Origin of the sequence: Salinicola peritrichatus, assembly GCF_003206715.1 — a bacterium.
Classification (GTDB): domain Bacteria; phylum Pseudomonadota; class Gammaproteobacteria; order Pseudomonadales; family Halomonadaceae; genus Salinicola; species Salinicola peritrichatus.
The window spans coordinates 97438-116412 of record NZ_PZJU01000007.1 but is presented as its reverse complement, the minus strand read 5'-3'; the positions used below and the strand labels follow the sequence as shown (position 1 = coordinate 116412).

At 63.6% G+C, this 18975-nt stretch carries 21 protein-coding genes; 13 read left to right on the top strand and 8 right to left on the bottom strand.

Annotation, left to right across the window (positions count from 1 at the left end; genetic code table 11):
* The first annotated feature begins 161 nt into the window (after positions 1-161).
* Together DOM57_RS03675 and DOM57_RS03670 are read left to right on the top strand one after the other, a co-directional pair.
* Positions 162-2330, top strand: coding sequence for a malate synthase G (locus tag DOM57_RS03675; protein ID WP_110647883.1), 2169 nt, complete (start codon positions 162-164; stop codon positions 2328-2330).
* Between the two features lie 38 nt (positions 2331-2368).
* Positions 2369-2761 (top strand): PaaI family thioesterase, encoded by a 393-nt coding sequence (locus tag DOM57_RS03670; protein WP_110647882.1) that lies wholly within the window; start codon positions 2369-2371, stop codon positions 2759-2761.
* Here DOM57_RS03670 and DOM57_RS03665 read toward each other — a convergent pair.
* Positions 2758-3192 carry a DUF423 domain-containing protein gene (locus DOM57_RS03665; protein WP_110647881.1) on the bottom strand — a complete coding sequence of 145 codons (435 nt, stop codon included), beginning with the start codon at positions 3190-3192 and terminating at the stop codon, positions 2758-2760. The two genes, DOM57_RS03670 and DOM57_RS03665, sit on opposite strands and share 4 nt — an antisense overlap.
* A gap of 134 nt (positions 3193-3326) precedes the next feature.
* On the opposite strand from DOM57_RS03665, the gene DOM57_RS03660 reads away from it, so the two are divergent.
* The 4 genes from DOM57_RS03660 (at position 3327) to trmB (ending at position 6783) form a co-directional block, all read left to right on the top strand.
* A complete protein-coding gene (locus DOM57_RS03660; protein ID WP_110647880.1) occupies positions 3327-4805 on the top strand; it encodes an alanine/glycine:cation symporter family protein in 1479 nt (492 codons plus the stop codon).
* Positions 4806-4920: 115 nt separating this feature from the next.
* Complete coding sequence (thiS, locus tag DOM57_RS03655) at positions 4921-5121, top strand: sulfur carrier protein ThiS (protein WP_110647879.1); 201 nt, start codon at positions 4921-4923, stop codon at positions 5119-5121.
* Positions 5122-5190: 69 nt separating this feature from the next.
* Positions 5191-5988 carry a thiazole synthase gene (locus DOM57_RS03650; RefSeq protein WP_110647878.1) on the top strand — a complete coding sequence of 266 codons (798 nt, stop codon included), beginning with the start codon at positions 5191-5193 and terminating at the stop codon, positions 5986-5988.
* Between the two features lie 63 nt (positions 5989-6051).
* Positions 6052-6783 (top strand): tRNA (guanosine(46)-N7)-methyltransferase TrmB, encoded by a 732-nt coding sequence (gene trmB, locus DOM57_RS03645; RefSeq protein WP_110647877.1) that lies wholly within the window; start codon positions 6052-6054, stop codon positions 6781-6783.
* Positions 6784-6981: 198 nt separating this feature from the next.
* Here the strand turns inward: trmB and DOM57_RS03640 are convergent, their stop codons facing one another.
* Complete coding sequence (locus tag DOM57_RS03640) at positions 6982-7902, bottom strand: AEC family transporter (protein WP_110647876.1); 921 nt, start codon at positions 7900-7902, stop codon at positions 6982-6984.
* 88 nt (positions 7903-7990) lie between these two features.
* Between DOM57_RS03640 and DOM57_RS03635 the strand changes: the two genes are divergently transcribed.
* On the top strand, positions 7991-8569 hold the full coding sequence (locus DOM57_RS03635) for a hypothetical protein (protein ID WP_162619440.1): 579 nt from the start codon (positions 7991-7993) through the stop codon (positions 8567-8569).
* A gap of 33 nt (positions 8570-8602) precedes the next feature.
* Here the strand turns inward: DOM57_RS03635 and DOM57_RS03630 are convergent, their stop codons facing one another.
* Both DOM57_RS03630 and DOM57_RS03625 read right to left on the bottom strand, forming a co-directional pair.
* Positions 8603-9340: a BamJ family beta-barrel-assembly machinery protein gene (locus DOM57_RS03630; RefSeq protein ID WP_110647874.1), complete on the bottom strand. Its 738-nt coding sequence runs from the start codon at positions 9338-9340 to the stop codon at positions 8603-8605.
* A gap of 86 nt (positions 9341-9426) precedes the next feature.
* The gene (locus DOM57_RS03625) at positions 9427-9987 is read right to left on the bottom strand and encodes a TIGR02444 family protein (protein WP_110647873.1); all 561 of its coding nucleotides are present in this window, start codon (positions 9985-9987) and stop codon (positions 9427-9429) included.
* A 21-nt stretch (positions 9988-10008) separates the two neighbouring features.
* Between DOM57_RS03625 and DOM57_RS03620 the strand changes: the two genes are divergently transcribed.
* Complete coding sequence (locus DOM57_RS03620; RefSeq protein WP_110647898.1) at positions 10009-11919, top strand: ATP-binding cassette domain-containing protein; 1911 nt, start codon at positions 10009-10011, stop codon at positions 11917-11919.
* 50 nt (positions 11920-11969) lie between these two features.
* The gene (gene chaB / locus DOM57_RS03615; RefSeq protein WP_110647872.1) at positions 11970-12200 is read left to right on the top strand and encodes a putative cation transport regulator ChaB; all 231 of its coding nucleotides are present in this window, start codon (positions 11970-11972) and stop codon (positions 12198-12200) included.
* A 139-nt stretch (positions 12201-12339) separates the two neighbouring features.
* On the opposite strand, the gene DOM57_RS03610 is transcribed toward chaB, so the two are convergent.
* The 3 genes from DOM57_RS03610 to DOM57_RS03600 form a co-directional block, all read right to left on the bottom strand.
* On the bottom strand, positions 12340-13116 hold the full coding sequence (locus DOM57_RS03610) for an SDR family NAD(P)-dependent oxidoreductase (protein WP_204352850.1): 777 nt from the start codon (positions 13114-13116) through the stop codon (positions 12340-12342).
* Positions 13117-13276: 160 nt separating this feature from the next.
* Complete coding sequence (dtd, locus tag DOM57_RS03605) at positions 13277-13714, bottom strand: D-aminoacyl-tRNA deacylase (protein WP_110647871.1); 438 nt, start codon at positions 13712-13714, stop codon at positions 13277-13279.
* 260 nt (positions 13715-13974) lie between these two features.
* Complete coding sequence (locus DOM57_RS03600; RefSeq protein ID WP_110647870.1) at positions 13975-14193, bottom strand: hypothetical protein; 219 nt, start codon at positions 14191-14193, stop codon at positions 13975-13977.
* A gap of 2 nt (positions 14194-14195) precedes the next feature.
* Here DOM57_RS03600 and ehuB point away from each other — a divergent pair, with 2 nt between their 5' ends.
* The 4 genes from ehuB to ehuA all read left to right on the top strand — a co-directional run bounded on the left by ehuB (position 14196) and on the right by ehuA (position 17493).
* On the top strand, positions 14196-15080 hold the full coding sequence (gene ehuB, locus DOM57_RS03595) for an ectoine/hydroxyectoine ABC transporter substrate-binding protein EhuB (RefSeq protein WP_110647869.1): 885 nt from the start codon (positions 14196-14198) through the stop codon (positions 15078-15080).
* A 270-nt stretch (positions 15081-15350) separates the two neighbouring features.
* Complete coding sequence (gene ehuC, locus DOM57_RS03590) at positions 15351-16022, top strand: ectoine/hydroxyectoine ABC transporter permease subunit EhuC (RefSeq protein ID WP_110647868.1); 672 nt, start codon at positions 15351-15353, stop codon at positions 16020-16022.
* Positions 16023-16024: 2 nt separating this feature from the next.
* Positions 16025-16717 carry an ectoine/hydroxyectoine ABC transporter permease subunit EhuD gene (gene ehuD / locus DOM57_RS03585; RefSeq protein WP_110647867.1) on the top strand — a complete coding sequence of 231 codons (693 nt, stop codon included), beginning with the start codon at positions 16025-16027 and terminating at the stop codon, positions 16715-16717.
* Positions 16714-17493: an ectoine/hydroxyectoine ABC transporter ATP-binding protein EhuA gene (ehuA, locus tag DOM57_RS03580; protein ID WP_110647866.1), complete on the top strand. Its 780-nt coding sequence runs from the start codon at positions 16714-16716 to the stop codon at positions 17491-17493. Before ehuD ends, ehuA begins: the two co-directional genes overlap by 4 nt.
* Positions 17494-17605: 112 nt before the next feature.
* Here ehuA and DOM57_RS03575 read toward each other — a convergent pair whose 3' ends face one another.
* On the bottom strand, positions 17606-18847 hold the full coding sequence (locus DOM57_RS03575) for a cation:proton antiporter (RefSeq protein ID WP_110647865.1): 1242 nt from the start codon (positions 18845-18847) through the stop codon (positions 17606-17608).
* Positions 18848-18975 lie beyond the last annotated feature (128 nt).

Genomic DNA, 18975 nt, shown 5'->3' with positions numbered 1-18975 from the left:
GATGTCTCTTCGATGAATGGACCAAGGTCGAACGAGACAAGTTCCCCGCGTCTGATTATTATGTGGAAAGGATTTCCATAAATGATTTCTGCCAAGCCACTTTTCCCCGACAGCACTTTTTCCGACAAACCCGGGCCGCACTGCCCGCATTGGAGGCTGACATGACGGAGCGTGTTTCTCATCACCGATTGCAGGTTGCCGCCGAGCTCGAGCGTTTCATCAGCGAGGAGGCATTGCCCGGCACCGACGTCGATCCCGAGGCGTTCTGGTCCGGATTCGATGCCTTGATCCACGATCTTGCGCCACGCAACCGTGAACTGCTGGCCGAGCGCGATCGCCTGCAGACGCGGCTCGACGAGTGGCATCGGGACAATCCCGGCGAGATTCGTGACATGGCGGCGTATCGTGCCTTTCTCAAGGAGATCGGCTATCTGGTCGAGGCGCCGGCCAAGGTCCAGGCGACCACCGCCAACGTCGATGCCGAAATCGCCCGCCAGGCCGGGCCGCAGCTGGTGGTGCCGGTAAGCAATGCCCGCTACGCGCTGAACGCGGCCAACGCGCGCTGGGGCAGCCTCTACGACGCGCTCTATGGCACCGATGCCATACCCGAGGACGATGGCGCCGAGAAAGGCAGCGGCTACAACCCCAAGCGCGGCGAAAAAGTGATCGCCTATGCGCGCGGCGTGCTCGACATGGCGGCACCGCTGGCCACCGGCTCCCACCGCGAGGCGACCGGCTATGCCATTCGGGACGGCAAATTGACGGTGACGCTCGAGGGCGGCCGCGAAACCGAACTGCAGCGCCCCGACCAGTTGGTCGGCTATCAGGGCGATGCCGCAGCGCCCAAGGCGGTGCTGCTGGCCAATCATGGCCTGCACCTGGAGATCCAGATCGACGCCGAGCACCCCATCGGCAAGACCGATCCCGCTCACGTCAAGGATCTGCTGGTCGAGGCCGCGGTCACCACGATCATGGATTGCGAGGACTCCGTCGCCGCCGTCGATGCCGAGGACAAGACGCTGGTCTATCGCAACTGGCTCGGGCTGATGAAAGGCGACCTCGAGGAGAGCTTCGACAAGGGCGGCAAGAGCGTGACGCGCCGTCTCAACCCGGATCGCGAATACACCCGCCCGGACGGCGGCGAGCTGACCCTGCCGGGGCGTTCGCTGATGTTCGTGCGCAACGTCGGCCACCTGATGACCACGCCGGCAGTGCTCGACGGCGACGGCAACGAGATCCCCGAAGGCATGCTCGACGCGGTGATGACCTCGCTGATCGCCATCCACGACCTCAAGCGCGAGAGCGGCAACTCGCGTTCGGGCTCGGTCTATATCGTCAAGCCGAAGATGCACGGACCCAAGGAAGTCGCCTTCGCCGACGAGCTGTTCTCCCGCGTCGAGCAACTGCTCGGTCTGCCGGCGGATACGCTCAAGATGGGCATCATGGACGAGGAGCGTCGTACCTCGGTCAATCTCAAGGCGTGCATCGATGCCGCCGCCTCCAGGGTGGCGTTCATCAATACCGGCTTCCTCGACCGTACCGGCGACGAGATGCACACCGCGATGAATGCGGGCCCGATGCTGCGCAAGGGCGACATGAAGGGCAGCAAATGGATCGCCGCCTACGAGCGCAGCAACGTCCAGATCGGGCTGGCCTGTGGATTGCGCGGGCGCGCCCAGATCGGCAAGGGCATGTGGGCGATGCCGGACCTGATGGCGGCGATGCTGGAACAGAAAAGCGGCCATCCCAAGGCCGGGGCCAATACCGCCTGGGTGCCGTCGCCCACCGCCGCTGTGCTGCACGCGCTGCACTATCATCAGATCGATGTCGACGCGATCCAGCGCGAACAGGAGAGCCAGGGCGAGAGCGATCTGCTCGACGACCTGTTGACGGTGCCGGTCGATCCCAGGGCCGACTGGGGCAGCGACGAGATCCAGCAGGAGCTCGACAACAACTGCCAGGGCATTCTCGGCTACGTGGTGCGCTGGGTCGAACACGGCGTCGGCTGCTCCAAGGTGCCGGACATCCACAACGTCGGCCTGATGGAAGACCGCGCGACACTGCGCATCTCCAGCCAGCACATCGCCAACTGGCTGCATCACGGCATCGTCAGCGAAGCCCAGGTGCGCGAGACCCTGGAGCGCATGGCCAAGGTGGTCGACGAGCAGAACGCGCATGATCCCGACTACACCCCGATGACCTCGCACCTGGCCGATTCCAGCGCCTTCCAGGCGGCCTCGGACCTGATCTTCAAGGGCCGCGAACAGCCCTCCGGCTACACCGAGCCGCTGCTGCACCACTGGCGCGCCATCGATAAGGCGAAAGGGTAAGAGCTGTAAGTTATGAGCTGTAAGCTGTANNCGCCGAAATCGAGGATTTCCTCGACGCTGTCTTTCCCCATCGCCAGGGCACCATCGAGGCGGTCGATCACATGCGCGCGACCATGAGCCTGGCGATCGAGGACGAGCACCTGCGCCCCGGCGCCTGCGTTTCGGGGCCGTCGATGATGAGCCTGGCGGATGTCTGCCTCTACGTGGCGATTCTGGCCCAGATCGGCCCCGAGGCGATGGCAGTGACCAGCAGCCTCAATTGCCACTTCCTGCGCCGTGCCCGCGGCGATCGCGATCTGATCGCCAACGCCCGCATCCTCAAGCTGGGGCGGCGGTTGGTCGTCGGAGAAGTGCATCTTTTCTCCACCGGCGACGACGAACCGGTGGCGTTGGTGAATGCGACCTATGTGCTGCCGGACCGCGACGACTAGGCTTCAGCCGAGCGTTCGGGGTCTATCGAGCGCTGACGCCAGGCGCTCCAGGCCAGGGCCAGCCAGCCCGCCATCAGCAGCAACCCGCCGAACGGCGTCACGATTCCCAACGGCTTCAGGCCGCTCAAGGACAGCAAGTAGAGCGAACCGCTGAACAGTAGCATGCCCGCGAGCCAGAGCCCGATCACCAGCGACTGCCCGCGCAGCGCGCGCTGGCTCTGCCACGCCAGCACAGTCATCGCCGCCAGGGTGTGCCAGGCCTGATAGCGCACGGCGGTATGAAAGACTTCCAAAGCGCGTGGCGAGAGCTTGTCCGCCAGCGCATGGGCACCGAAGGCGCCGGCCATCACCACGGTGAATCCGCTGAGCGCTACGGCGACCCAGGCGACGCGTTGGCATGTCCACTTTCGATGCGTGTCGTATTTTTCCATGCTGTCTATGCTGAAAACGCGCCGGAGTTGAGTTTGACGCTCATCAGTCTAGCGCGTAAAAAGCCGCCTCGGCAGCCGTCCGTCCGCTACTGATTGACGCAGCTTCGGCGTTACCGCACCACAAGGATCTCCGCATGCAATTCATCGATACGCTTCACGACGCGGTCTACGCGGTCATGACCCCCATCAGCGAGTTCGTCTGGACCTATATCCTGCTCTATCTGCTGTTGGGCGCCGGTATTCTCTTCACCATCCTGCCCCGTGGCATGCAGTTCCGGCTGTTCGGCCATATGGCTCGGGTGACCTTTACCAGCCGCGGCTCCGGCACCGGGGTAAGCGGATTCCAGGCCTTCGCGACATCGCTGGCGGCGCGTGTCGGCACCGGCAACCTGGCCGGGGTGGCGATCGCGCTATGGGTCGGCGGCCCCGGAGCGATCTTCTGGATGTGGATGACCGCGCTGGTGGGCTTTGCCACTTCGTTCATCGAGTCGACCCTGGCGCAGATCTACAAGAAGCGCAATGAAGACGGCGTGTTCCGCGGCGGTCCCGCCTACTACATCGAGCGGGCATTGGGGCAACGCTGGATGAGCGCGCTGTTCGCGATCTTTTTGCTGATTGCCTACGGCCTGGCGTTCAACGGCGCCCAATCCAACACCATTGCCCAGGGCATGGCCCAGGCGTTCTCGATTCCCAACTGGATCACCGGCATCGTGCTGGTGATCATTACCGCGCTGGTCATCTATGGCGGCCTGAGATCGGTGGCGCGTACCGCCGAGAAGATCGTGCCGGTCATGGCGATCGGTTATTTCCTGGTCGCGTTATGGGTACTGCTGGCGAATATCGGCGACGTGCCAGCGATGCTGGCGTTGATCGTCAAGAGTGCCTTCGGCTATGGTCCGGCGGTGGGCGGTGCGGTCGGATACACGATCAAGATCGCGATGGAGAACGGCATCAAGCGTGGACTGTTCTCCAACGAAGCCGGCATGGGCTCGGCGCCCAACGCCGCCGCCCAGGCGGACGTCAAGCATCCGGCGGCGCAGGGCCTGGTGCAATCCTTCGGCGTGTTCATCGATACCCTGGTGATCTGTAGCTGTACCGCCGTGGTGATTCTGCTCTCCGGCGTCTACGAGCGCCTGATGAGTACCTCGCCGGGGCAGGATATCGTCGGCATCCAGCTGACCCAGGACGCGATGGTCGATCACCTCGGCAGCTTCGGCGAGATTTTCATTGCCATCGCCATCTTGCTGTTCGCATTCACGTCGATCATTGCCAACTTCTCCTACTCCCAGATCAATATCGAGTACCTGTGCAAGCGCCACGCGAAAAGCGCGGTATCGGTGCTGCGGGTCGCCGTGCTGGCGATGGTGATGATCGGTTCGGTGGCGCAGCTGCAGTTCGTATGGGACTTCGCCGATCTGGCGATGGGGTTGATGGCGACCACCAACCTGATCGCGATCCTGATCCTGTGCCCGATCGCGCTGCGCACGCTGCGGGACTACGAGCGCCAGCGCCGCGACGGCGTGCGCGAACCGACCTTCGACCCCAAGGGCGTGCTCAAGCGCCCCGAACAGGTCGATGCCGACGTCTGGCCACGGCGGGAGAGCGCCGAGTAGCATCCGCGCTATTTCGACTGGCCAGGGCCTGTCGATACGCTCCACGATGAATAGTGTCGACAGGCCCCAGGCGCTACAATGCGGCTCCGCGACTAGTGACCTTCGGGAGGCCGCCATGCAGATCCAGCTCAACGGTGAACCACGCCAGTGCGACGACGGCCAGACGCTCAGCCAACTGGTCGAGGCGCTGGGGCTGACGGGGCGTCGCATCGCCATCGAGGTCAATGAAGAGATCGTGCCACGCAGCCTGCATGCGCAGATGCGCCTGGCGGACGGTGACCGCGTGGAAATCGTGCATGCTATCGGCGGCGGTTGATCGTTATCCGTTCAGAATCCGTTTACGATCTCACGCGCCGCCATTGAAACCACGCTCCAGGAGTGACGCATGTCTCAACTCATCCAGGATACCCCGCTGACCGTCGCCGGACGTCGCTTCGCGTCCCGTCTGCTGGTCGGCACCGGCAAGTATCGCGATTTCGACGAGACCGCCGCCGCCATCGAGGCCAGCGGGGCCGATGTCGTCACCTTCGCGGTACGCCGCACCAATCTCGGCCAGAACCCGGACGAGGCCAACCTGCTCGATGCCATACCGCCGTCGCGCTATACGCTGCTACCCAATACCGCCGGTTGCTACACGGCCAAGGATGCGGTGCGTACCTGTCGCCTGGCGCGCGAACTGCTCGACGGCCACAACCTGGTCAAGCTCGAGGTATTGGGCGACGACAAGACGCTCTATCCCAACGTGGTGGAAACGCTGGCGGCGGCCGAAACCCTGGTCAACGACGGCTTCGATGTCATGGTCTATACCAGCGACGACCCGATCGTCGCCAAGGAGCTGGAGAAACGCGGCTGTTGCGCGGTAATGCCGCTGGGCTCGCTGATCGGCTCCGGCAATGGCCTGCTCAATCCGGCGACGCTGACGATCATTCTCGAGAATGCCGAGGTGCCGGTGCTGGTGGATGCCGGTATCGGCACGGCATCGGATGCGGCGCTGGCGATGGAGATGGGCTGCGACGGCGTGCTGATGAACTCCGCCATCGCCCACGCCAGGCATCCGGTGATGATGGCGAATGCCATGCGCAAGGCGATCGAAGCCGGGCGCGAAGCCTTTCTCGCCGAGCGCATGCCGCGCCGCCAGAGCGCCAGCCCGTCGTCGCCCTTTGCCGGGCGTATCAACGCTTGATCCACCCGTCACCGCTGCGGTGGTGACGGATTCTCCCTGTTCCCCTCTCGACACGACGACCGCATGACCGACCATCTCAAGCCCGACAACGCGATCCCCGAACCCAACGACCGTCAGCACCGCGGCATCAAGAGCTACGTGCTCCGGGCGGGACGCATGACCGCCGCCCAGGAGCGCGGCCTGAAAGAGATCTGGCCGAAGTGGGGGCTCACTCGCGAAGCGGGTCGCCAGAATCTCACTCGGCTCTTTGGCCGTGACGCACCGCGCGTGGTCGAGATCGGCTTCGGCATGGGGCAGTCGCTGGTCGAGCAGGCCGAGCGTCACCCCGAGACCGATTTCATCGGTATCGAGGTCCACGCGCCGGGCGTGGGCAAGTTGCTCGACGAAGCGGACAAGCGTGGGCTGACCAACCTGCGCGTCTACCGCGAGGATGCGCTCGCCGTGCTGGCCGAGTGTCTGCCGGAGGCCAGCATCGACACCGTGCAACTGTTCTTTCCCGATCCCTGGCCGAAGAAGAAGCACCACAAGCGGCGAATCGTGCAGTTGCCGTTCATCGAGCTGGTGCGCTCGCGACTCAAGCCGGGCGGCATCTTCCATATGGCCACCGACTGGCAGGCCTATGCCGAACATATGGCCGAGGCGATGGCCGAAGCTCCCGGCTTTGCCAACACGGCCCCCGCCGAGACAGCGCCCTACGTCGACCGCCCCGAGTTCCGTCCGTTGACCAAGTTCGAGAGCCGTGGCGAGCGGCTTGGCCATGGCGTCTGGGATCTGATCTACCAACGCGCGGAATGATGCGGGCTGCGGACGAAAAAAAGCCGCCCTGGGCAGGGCGGCACTAAGGACCGTGACTAGCTTGATGAGGAGATAACCATGGCAGGAACCTGACATTCGCTGCTGTGGTCAGTGGCGTTTGGCGACGCCACGAGTAGAAAGGTAATCATTCTCATTTGTGATTGCAAGCGTAACGAGAATATTTTTTATTTGCGGCCGTCAACCGACGTTGACCAGCTGTAGCAGCAGCGGCAACGTCAGCATCGCGAGCAGCGTCTGGCCGGTAATGATCGCCGCCATCAACTCGGCGTCGCCACCCAGTTGCCGTGCCAGGATATAGGCCGAGGTGGCGGTCGGCAGCGCCGCGAACAGCAGCACCACGTCGCGGTCGACGCCTTCGAGCCCGCAGATCCAGGCCAGGCCGCCGACCACCAGCGGCGTGACGATCAGCTTGAGCATGCTGGAGACCCAGAACGCCTTGCCGCCGTGCCACAGCGCCTGCGGACGCAGGGCGACGCCTACCGCCACCAGGCCGAGCGGCAGTGCGGCGTCGCCGAGCAGGCCGATCGCCTCGCCGCTCCAGCCCGGCAGGCCGATTCCGCTCAGATTGAGCGCGATGCCGATCACGCAGGCGAGAATCAGCGGATTGCGCGCCAGTGCCATGGCGCTGGCGCCGAGGCTGGCGCTGCCCAGGGTGCCGGAGGCGATGAAGGCGAGCACGCAGAGAATGTTGGCGGTCGGCACCATCAATGCCACCGCCACGGCGGCGACGGTCGTGCCGCTGACGCCATGCAGCGCCGCGGCACCGGCCACGCCGACATAGGTATTGAAGCGCACCACGCCCTGGAACGCGGAAGTGAAGACGGGAGCACTCAGTTGCAGGTGGCGGCGGGCGAGCCATAGCCCCAGCGCCAGCAGGCCCATCCCGCCCAGCAGGCAGATCGCCAGACGCAGGACCGGCACCTGGCTGACATCGGCGGTGGCCAGCGTCGCCACCAGCATGGCGGGAAACAGCAGGTAATAGATGAAGCGTTCGAGAAGCGGCCAGAAATCGCCGCCGGGAAAACGTGCCCAACCGAGTGCCGCACCGAGTAGAATCAGTGCGAAGAGAGGGCCCAGCGCACTTGCGATGTCGCTCATGTCTTGTCCTTGATTCGGGCGTCTACACGACGCCAGGCGCCGCTCATGATATCGGCTACCCCCCACTGGTTGGAGTCTCCGAAGGTCCATGGCTGTTTACGAAGAGGATACCCCCAGGCCACGCATGCTCAATCTGTTGATTGGCGTCACGCTGGCGACGATCGTCGTCGCGCTCTGGTATCTGCTCGACTATTACCTGCGCGAGTCGACGCACGACGTGACCTGGTATCCGCCGCAGCAGGGTTGCGTGCTGCTCGAGGGCGGTTGTCGTGCGGGTCTGGGGCTGAGTTCCGCGCTCGCCTTCTCGCTTCAGGAGGCGGCCGGCAGATCGGGGCTGACCTTCGAGGCACGGGTGTCCGGTCTCGAGGCGGAGAGGGTCTATGTCGAGTTCGTCGGCCGCGACATGAATGTGCACTCGCGGCGTTTCGTTCTCCAACCCGTCGAGAACGGTCTGTTCGTGGGGCACGGTGATCTGGGATTCTGCAGCGCCCACGTACACGCCTGGCGAGCGCAGGTGACCGTGGTCAGCAACCATGGCCTCAAGGGCAGTTGGTTCGACTTCGACAGCGCACGCCTCACCGATGCCGTGACACGGCGCGACGCCCGGCGTGAAGCGATGAGCGGTTGCCTATGGACGGAAACGACGGAAACGAAAACGCCGACCTGAGGGGTCGGCGTCCCGGTGTGCGGCAGAAGAGGATCAGCCGTTGCTGTCGTCGGTGTTGCCATCGTCGCTGTCGTCGGGATTGATGCCCAGGAGTTCGACCTTGAACTGCAGCGCCTGGTTGGGGCCGATCGGACCACCGGTGCCGGCGGGGCCGTAGGCGAGATCGGAGGGTACGTAGATCATCCAGGTGTCGCCGACATGCATCATCTTGAGCGCTTCCTGCCAACCCGGGATGACCTGGTCGACCTTGAACGAGATCGGTTCGCCGCGCTGGTAGGAGCTGTCGAACACGGTGCCGTCGGGCAGCGTGCCCTCGTAGTTGACGCGGACGGTGTCGTCGCCAGAGGGAGACTCGCCATCACCGGATTTGAGCACCTTGTATTGCAGGCCCGATTCGGTGGTCTTCACGCCGTCCTTCTTGGCGTTATCGGCGAGAAAGGCCTCGCTCTTCTTGCGATTGTCCTCGGCCAGCTTCTGACGCTCGGCCTTCTGTTCGGCCATCTTCTGCTGCTGATACTGCGTCAGGGTGCTGCTGATCTCATCCTGGCTCATCTGCAGATCGTCATCGCCGTAAACGTCGCGAATCGCGGCGGAAAAAGCGTCGACGTCGAGATCTTTGATGTCCTGTGACAGCCCTTGACCAAGGGTGGCGCCGATGCTGTAACTGAGCTTGGCCTGGTCACTGTCGAGGTCGACCTTGTCCTGGGCGACGGCCGTCAGCGGCAGGGTCATGACGCTGCCGAGAGCGACGGCGGTTACCAAACGTTTCATGCAAACTCCTTGAGTCACGGATGAAACCGATGTTGGCTGGATTGTGAAAAAGCCTCAGACATCGGTGTGGTGGTCATGCTGGGACTCTAACAGGTGGGAGTTGGTTCCGCATCCGCACAAGGCATCAACCAGTGGGTGAACAATGGGTGTAACAGCCGGTAAGCCTCGGGCTCGATCGGGTTGAGCGAGCGGCAACCGTTCAAGGCGATCTCGCGCGCGCTGCGCTCGTCCTTGGGTGCCGGGTGCGCAGGCAGGCGTTCGAGCCGCCTCAGGGTTTCGCGCTCGGCCAACAGTTCCGCCTGCTTGAGCGCTTGACGCAAGGACTCCAGATGCGGGGATTCGTGGGCATCGCGCTTGAGCTCGCGCCGTCGCTGACGCAGCGGCAGGGTCATCTCGCGCTGCCAGCGCCTCACCGCCGCGAGTGCCTCGGCGTCGCTCAGGTCGGGTTGCGACCCGCGCCCGGCGAGCCAGGCGACCCACAACAGTTCGCAGACGTCCCAGCCGTGATCGTCCTGCAAGCGCAGACAGAGCGCCTCGGCACCCGGCCGGGCGTAACGTTCGAGGGCGTAGGACCAGAGTGAATCGGTCGCGGTGGCGGACATGGCATTCCATACCGGTGGTGGATGGCTGGTAGAATGAGCGCCCATTCGACGCACCTGGAGTCCGGCATGATCGCATTCCGCCAACTCGTCCTGCAACGTGGCACCCGCCGGCTGATCGAGGACGCCGATCTGGTGCTGCACGAAGGTCAGAAGGTCGGCATCGTCGGCGCCAACGGTGCCGGCAAGTCGAGCCTGTTCGCCTTGATTCGCGGGGAGTTCGGCGCCGATGCCGGCAGCGTCGAGATCGCCGGCGGCAAGCGTATCGCTCACATGGCCCAGGAAGTTTCGGCGATCGAGCGGCCGCTGGTGGAGTTCGTGCTCGACGGCGACACCGCGCTGCGCGAGGCGGAGGCGGCGCTGGCCGAGGCCCAGGCCAGCGGTGATGTCGAGCGCGAGGCCGGGCTGCATGGCCAGATCGAAGCGCTGGATGGCTACACCGCCCGGTCCCGGGCCGAGCAGTTGCTCGCCGGGCTGGGTTTCGCCCAGGCGGATCTCTATCGCCCGCTGGCGGACTTCTCGGGCGGCTGGCGGATGCGCGTCGGGCTGGCGCGGACGCTGTTCACGCCCTCGGAAATCCTGCTGCTCGACGAACCGACCAACCACCTCGATCTCGACGCGCTGTTGTGGCTGGAACAGTGGCTGACGCGCTATCCCGGCACCTTGATGCTGATCTCCCACGACCGCGATTTCCTCGACGCGGTCTGCGATCACATTCTGCATATCGACCAGGGCCGCCTGGTGCTCTACCGCGGTCACTACAGTGCCTTCGAGCGCGCCCGTGCCGAGCGTCAGGCGCAGCAGCAGGCGGCGTTCGAAAAACAGCAGGCACGCCGCGTCGAGATCACCCGTTTCGTCGAGCGCTTCCGCGCCAAGGCGACCAAGGCGCGCCAGGCCCAAAGCCGATTGAAGATGCTCGAGCGCATGGAGAGCATCGCCGCCGCCCGGGCCGATTCGCCGTTCCGCTTCCAACTGCCGTGCGCCGACAAGACCTCGACGCCGCTGCTGACACTGGACCGGGCTGCGCTCGGTTATCCCCAACGCACCGTTCTCGAGGATGTAAAGGTATCGATCCTGCCCGGCGCGCGCATCGGGCTGCTCGGCCCCAACGGCGCCGGCAAGTCGACCCTGATCAAGACGCTGATCGGCGAGTTGCCGCCGCTGTCGGGCACGCGGGTCGCCGGCGACAATCTGGCGATCGGCTATTTCGCCCAGCATCAGCTCGAGTGTCTCGATGTCGGCGCCACGCCGTTCACCCACGTGCAGCGGCTCTCTCCGACGGCCAGCGATCAGTCGATCCGCGACTTCCTCGGCGGCTTCGGCTTTCGCGGTGACGACGTGTTCGGCGATGTCTCGCGCTTCTCCGGTGGCGAGAAAGCACGCCTGGCGCTGGCCCTGGTGGCGTGGGAGAAACCCAACCTGCTGCTGCTCGACGAGCCGACCAACCACCTCGATCTCGACATGCGCGAGGCACTGGCGGAAGCGCTGGCCGGTTACGAGGGCGCGGTGATCATCGTCTCCCACGACCGCCACCTGCTGCGTGCCAGCGTGGATGACTTCTGGCGTGTCGCCGAAGGCCGCGTGGTGCCCTTCGACGGCGATCTCGATGACTATCATCAGTGGCTCAAGTCGCGTGAAACCGACCTCAAGCGCGAGGCGCGCCAGGAGAAACGTCCGCTGGACGGCGGCGACCGCAAGGCCGCCCGGCGTGCCGCCGCCGAACGGCGCGAGCAGATGAAGCCGCTGCGCAAGCGGCGCGACGCCGCCGAGCAGGCGCTCGAAAAGGCTCAGGCAGCGCTGGCGGCACTCGAAACCCGCTTGGCCGATCCGGGCGTTTACGATGCCGAGCGCAAGAATGAATTGACACGGCTGGTGCGCGAACAAGGCGCACTGCAGGCCGAGGTCGAAAGGCTGGAAGGCGAGTGGCTGGCGGCGGAAGAAGCACTGGAAGCGCTCGAAGCCGAACTGGCCGAATCCTGATGCTGGGTGTCTACACTGAAGGCTGAACTCACGCGTAGAGGAGAGAGTGCATGCCTTACGACTCCCGCGACGACATCCCCGACAACGCGCGCAAGGTGCTGCCGCCGCATGCGCGTTCCATCTACAAGGAAGCGTTCAACAGCGCCTGGGACGAATACCAGGATGCCAAGGATCGACGCGGCGACAGCTCCCGCGAGGAGACCGCGCACGCCGTGGCCTGGAAGGCCGTCGAAGCGAAGTACAAGAAAGGCGACGACGGCAACTGGCATCCGAAATCATAAGCTACGGGCTACGGGCTACGGGCTACGGGAAAGAGATTGCGAACTTTCAGCGTAGCCGAATACTGATTTTCGCGGCTCGCGGCTCGCGGCTCGCGGCTCGCGGCTCGCGGCTCGCGGCTCGCGGCTCGCGGCTCGCGGCTCACTCGGCGTAGATCATCCGCCTGGTCATTCCCCCGTCGACGCTGATGTGCTGGCCGGTGATGAAGCCGGCTTTGTCGCTGGCCAGGAACGCCACCGTCGCGGCGACATCCGCCGGCTCGCCGACGCGTCCCACCGGATGCTGGCTGCGGTCGATGTCGCGATGGCGGGGCGATTGGCGGTTGGCGCTCTTCTGCCAGGGGCCGGTCTCGATCCAGCCGGGACAGATCGCATTGACGCGAATCTCCGGGCCGAGGCTCACCGCCAGGGCATGGGTCATTGACAACAATCCGCCCTTGGCGGCGGCATAGGATTCGCAGTGCGGTTCCGACTGCAGGGCGCGAGTGGAGGCGATATTGACGATGGCGCCGTGGCGCTCACGCAGGCCGGGTACGGCGGCGCGGGTGCAGAGAAAGGCGGCGGTCAGATGACTTTCCTGCCAAAGGCGCCAATCCTCGAGCGACAACCGCTCGATCGGGCCACACTCGGGCTCCGCCAGGCCGGCGTTGTTGACCAGCAGGTCGAAGCCGGTGGCCCGTCCGTTTTCCGCCTGCCAGTGGTTGATATGCTGGAAGGCTTCCTCGACCTGAAGTTCGTCGCTGACATCGACGGCCATGGCCAGTAGCGGCGCGTCGGGATGGGCGGCATCGAGCTCGGCGACCGCTTCCGGATCGCGGTCCATGGCGGCGACACGCCACCCCTCTTTGAGCAGCAGTTCGACCGTGGCCAGCCCGATGCCCTGGGCACCGCCGGTAATGATAGCGAGTGGCGTCATCATGCGTTTTCGTTCCTTCCTTTGATCCTAGGGGCTGTTGCCGTTTCGGCGCGGCCGTGCATGAAACGACAACAGCCCCTTGGCCAATTTCCTGTCGTTGGCATGCGCTGAAGCCAACCAGCCTCCAGTATTCAAGGTATCGCAACGGCGCGTGAGCTTCCGGTCAACTTTCCAGCAGGAAGGTCACCGGCCCGTCGTTGGTCAGCGCAACCTGCATCTCGGCACCGAAGCGCCCGGTAGCGACCTTCGGCCAGGCGTGGCGCGCCCGGTCGACGAAATAATCATAAAGCAGTCGACCGTGATCCGGCGGCGCGGCACGGGAAAAACTGGGACGCAATCCCTTGTCGGTAGCGGCGACCAGGGTGAACTGGGACACCACCAGCAGACCGCCGTCGACCTGCTGAAGATTGCGGTTCATGCGCGCCGTTTCGTCGGTGAATATCCGATAGTGAAGCAGCTTGTGCAGCAAGCGGTCGGCTCGGGTCTGGTCGTCGTCGGCGGCAACGCCGATCAGTGCCAGCAGGCCATGATCGATCTCGCCGACGATCTCGTCATGGACCCGGACGCTGGCTTGGGTGACACGTTGAATCAGCGCTCGCATGGCTTGCCAGGCGCTCCTGCAAAGTCAATGAGAGGGAACGCAAGCGTAGCATGTTGAGGCTCGAGGAAAAGGCAGAGCGTTCGATAGCAAGCAAACCGTTATTGATAAGCCCTGCTACTAGAACGTATGTTTATGTTAACGGTGACGCGGGGATTCCGATTGAAGCACCTTGACGGCTTCGCCGTCTCGATCACACGGGTGCCGACAACGGAATTCACGCGAACTTGGGCGCGGAAGTCGAGGCCGGAAAACGGCTATTGTCATGATTCAATAAAGCCTTTGACGCCCGGCTTGGCGCGAATGCTACTATCCGATGGAGCGAATTGACTACCGATTGTCATGGTCGTTTTCATGCGGGTCATGACAATGCGCGACGAGCCGCAAGGCCAACAACCGACAATGCCGCGCCCATTATCGATCATCTGGTCAATCGCCGACCCGGCACGCCGGGTCTGAACCTTGCAGACGGAGATTTTCATCGATGCGCTACAACATCAATAAAGGCCTCATCAACAAAGGTATTGGGACGCTAATCGCTGGTTCCGTACTCTCCTGCCTGGGCGTCAGTGCCGTCCAGGCTGCGACGCTTCAGGAAATCAAGGACTCTGGCTCGGTTCGAATCGCCGTCGCCAATGAGATTCCCTACGGCTACATGGACATGAACGGAGAAGCCAAGGGGGCCGGCCCCGACGTCATTCGCCATATCATGGAAGAGATGGGTGTCGACGATATCGAATGGGTCACCACCAATTTCAGTTCGCTGATTCCTGGCCTGCAGGCGGATCGTTTCGACATCGCGGCTGCGGAGATGGCCGTGCTGCCGGAGCGTTGCCAGCAAGTGATCTACTCCGAGCCGAACTCTTCCTACGGTGAAGGGCTGCTGGTCGCCGAGGGCAATCCGAAGGATCTGCACGCGTTCACCGACTTCGTCGATGGCGATGCCAAGGTTGCGATCATGGCCGGTGCCGACCAGCTCGACATGCTCCAGGCGCTCGGCGTGCCGCAGGAGAACATGGTCACCATCTCGAGCAACGCCGACGCCATTTCCACCGTGTCGACCGGCCGTGCCGACGCCTATGCCGCGACCAGCCTGACGGTTGGTGAGCTGGCCGAGAAGAGCGACGCTGTGGAATCGGCGGCACAGTTCGAGGATCCGGTCGTCGACGGTGAAGAAGTCCGCAGCTGGGGGGCGTTTGCCTTCAACAAGGACAACACCGAGTTGCGCGATGCCGTCAACCAGGCGCTGGAGGAGTACAAGCAGACCGACGAATGGCGTCAGACGCTGATGGACTACGGCTTCAGCGAAGCCGACGTCGACGGCTCCGGCCATCGCACTACCGAAGAGCTTTGCACCGCGGACTCCTGATGACTCGTTAGTCGAATCGTGAGCGAGAGTAGCCGGTTGCTGTCAGCGCCGCCGGCGCTCTCGACTCGTTCTCGGGCGGTGCCGGCACGACCGGCGCCGTTCGTCAGGGGTGTCTGATTTATGTCGCGAGCGATGAGAGGTTGGTTGCCGCCGGAGCGCAAGAACCGGAATTTATGCGATGTTAAATGAGGATTCTGAGCACCGCCGGTGACCAAGATATCGAGCGCAGCAATAAAACCGGCGCCTCCGTAGTTCACGTGGAGTCTTGCGATGGAATGGACGAGCTATCTCGCCCCGCTCTCCCAGGGGGCGTGGGTAACCGTGCAGCTCACGGTCTACTCGACCATACTGGGTGGCCTGCTTTCCTTCCTGTTCGGCCTCGGCAAGCTGTCCCATAACCCGCTGGTCAAGGGTTTCAGTGTTGCGTACATCGAGGTGTTTCGCGGCACCTCGCTGCTGGTGCAGCTGTTCTGGATCTACTTTGCACTGCCGCTGGTCGGCCAGGCGATCGGCATCGATCTGCGCTTTCCGCCGGTCGTTGCCGGTGTCGTGGCGCTGGCGTTGAACATCGGCGCCTACGGGGCCGAGGTCGTGCGTGGCGCGGTGCAGGCGGTGCCCAAGGAGCAGTACGAGGCGGCCACGGCGCTCAATTTCACCTCGCGCAAGCGGCTTTGGCGCATCACGCTGCCGCAGGCAATTCCCGAAATGATGCCGACCTTCGGCAATCTGGCGGTACAAAACCTCAAGGACACCGCACTGGTGTCGCTGATCTCGCTGGGCGACATGGCGTTTCGCGCCGAGCAGATTCGTAACTTCACCCAGGATAGCGTGACCGTCTATACGCTGGTGCTGCTGATGTATTTCGGCATGGCACTGGTGCTCACTGCGTTCATGAAGCTGCTGGAACGCTACGTCGGCCGTTGGCGCGCGGCGGGGAGATAAGCATGTTTTTCGGTATTGAGTGGGACACCAGCAGCCAGTGGGCGTTCGCCGTTTCGATCTTCCCGATCCTGCTGCACGGGCTGGTGGTAACGCTAGAGGCGACCGTCGTCGGTTTTTTCATCGCCCTGATTCTGGGATTGGTGCTGGCGGCGCTGAAGAGCGCACCGACACGCATCGTGCGCTGGCCGGCCAAGCTGCTGACGGAGTTCATCCGCGACACGCCGCTGCTGATCCAGCTGTTCTTTCTCTTCTACGTGCTGCCCGAGTTCGGCATTACGCTACCGGCATTTCTGACCGGAGCGCTGGCGCTCGGCGTGCAGTACAGCGCCTACACCTCGGAAGTCTATCGGGCCGGACTGGAGGCGGTGGCCAAGGGGCAGCGCGAGGCAGCCCGCGCGCTCAATCTGGCGCCGGGGCGCACCTTCACGCACATCATCTTGCCGCAGGCGATCCCGCGCATCATTCCGGCGCTGGGTAACTATCTGGTATCGATCATGAAGGACGTGCCGGTGCTGTCGGTCGTGACCGTGCTGGAAATGCTCGGCGTGGCCAGGATCATCGGTGATCGTACCGGCGGCTACCTGATTCCGCTCTCCATGGTCGGCGCTCTCTACCTGGTGATGACGATCATCGCTTCCTTCGGCGTGCGCTATCTGGATACCCATCTGCCCAAACGAGGCCTGTCTCTGAAATGAGCGACCCCATCATCAAATTCGACAAGGTCGTCAAACGCTTCGGCGACCACGTCGTGCTGGACGAACTCGACTTCGAAGTGCAGCGCGGCGAAAAGGTGACCATCATTGGCCCCTCCGGCTCCGGCAAGTCGACCGTGCTGCGGATCCTGATGACGCTCGAGAAGATCAACGGCGGCGTGGTCTATGTCGGTGACCAGCCGTTGTGGCACCAGTGGCGGCGGGAGGAACTGGTGCCTGCCAGCGAGCAGCATCTGCGCCAGATGCGCAATCAGCTCGGCATGGTATTCCAGCAGTTCAACCTGTTTCCGCACATGACCGTGCTGCGGAATCTTACTGAAGCGCCGATCCAGGTACTGGGCGTCTCCAAGGCCGAGGCGCGCCAGCGAGCCATGGAACTGCTCGAGATGGTCGGCCTCACCGATCAGGCCGCCAAGTACCCGCACCAGCTCTCCGGCGGGCAGCAGCAGCGCGTGGGCATTGCCCGGGCGCTGGCGATGCGGCCCAAGATCATGCTGTTCGACGAACCCACTTCGGCGCTCGACCCTGAACTGGTCGGCGAGGTGCTGAACGTGATTCGAACACTGGCCGACGAGCACGACCTGACCATGCTGCTGGTCACCCACGAGATGCACTTCGCGCGTCAGGTGTCCGACCGCATCTGCTTCTTCGACAAGGGGCGAATCAAGGAGCAGGGCACGCCGGAGGAGATCTTCACCGCGCCGAAGGAGGAACGCACCCAGGCGTTCCTGAAAGCGGTGCTGGATCCGGATGACTAAGAGGTAAGAGGTAAGAGGTAAGAGGTAAGAGGTAAGAGGGCGCTGCTTGCCACCTTGGTGAGTGGTGCCCATTGTTCTTCCGTCTTCCGTCTTCCGTCTTCCGTCTTCCGTCTTAAGACTTACGCCGTGCTGCTTCGCGGCGTTCGTCCAGCCAGCTCATCAGAAAACCCGACGTCATGCCATGGAAGAGTATCGAGACCAGCACGATGAAGCTGACCAGCGTCCAGGCGTCATCGAGCTGGCCGAAGTTCTCTGTGTTGGTGGCGTAGGCGAGATAGTAGAACGAACCGACGCCGCGGATGCCGAACAGACTGACGAAGGCTTTTTCCCGCGTTCGCATCTTCGAGCCGATAAGACCGATCATTCCCGTAACGGGGCGAATCACGAACAGGATGATCAGCCCGGCGAGTGCCAGTTGCCAGGTCAATCCGCTGAGTAACGGGCCGGCCAGGCTGCCGCCGAACAGCACCAGCAGCGTCATCATCAATAGCCGCTCGATCTCTTCGGTAAAATCGTGCAGGCGTACATGGTAGTCATGCACGCCTTCCTGGGTGCTGCGCAGGGCCAGCGCGCCGACGAACACTGCGACGAAGCCGTAGCCGTGGATCGCCTCGGCGCCAGCGTACGTCACGAAGGTGCCGCCCAGTGCGACGAAACCCTGGCCGGTGCTGGCGAGCGATACGCGCCCGGAGTGAAACATGAAGACGGCGAGCAGCCAGCCCAGCATCCAGCCGGCACCGGCGCCGGCAAGGATGCGCCACAAGACGTCCACGGCAAGCCAGTGCCAGGTCCATTCACTCAATTGTGTACCGTGAACGGCAACGGCGATTGCCAGATAGGTAAACGGAAAGGCCAGGCCGTCATTGAGTCCAGCCTCGGAGGTGAGACTCAAACGGACCTTGTCGCTGGGCCCCGAGCGCGGTGGACCGACCTGAACGTCGGCGGCCAACACCGGATCGGTGGGGGCGATAACCGCGCCCAGCAGAATCGCCGTCTCCCAGGGCAGGCCGAGATAGCAGGCGCATATCCCCGCCGTCGCCGCGATGGTCAGTGGCATGGTAATGCTGAGTAGCCGTCCGGTATCGGCCCATACGCGCCATTTCAGCGGATCGTCGATTCTCAGTCCGGCGCCGGCCAGCGAAATGATCACCGTCAGCTCGGTGAGAATTTCGGTGGTTTGCGGATAGTCACGCGGTTGCAGCGTGCCTTCGTTGATCCATGAGAAGAAGGCGGCACCGATCGCGATACAGATGATTGGCAGGGAGAGGGGCAGGTTCTTGATCAAGACCGGCACCCAGGCGACCAGCAGGATCAGTGCGCCAAAGCCGCCGAGCAACATGATGTGAGGATCCATTCAGGCAACGATCTCCCTATCTCTATCTCCCTATGCGGGGCCGAGGTTCCCTCTCGGTTGCTCATATCCAGAGCGACGGCGTGGTAGGCCATCGCGGTAGCAGGCTCAGATTAGAGGTTCGGCGCCGA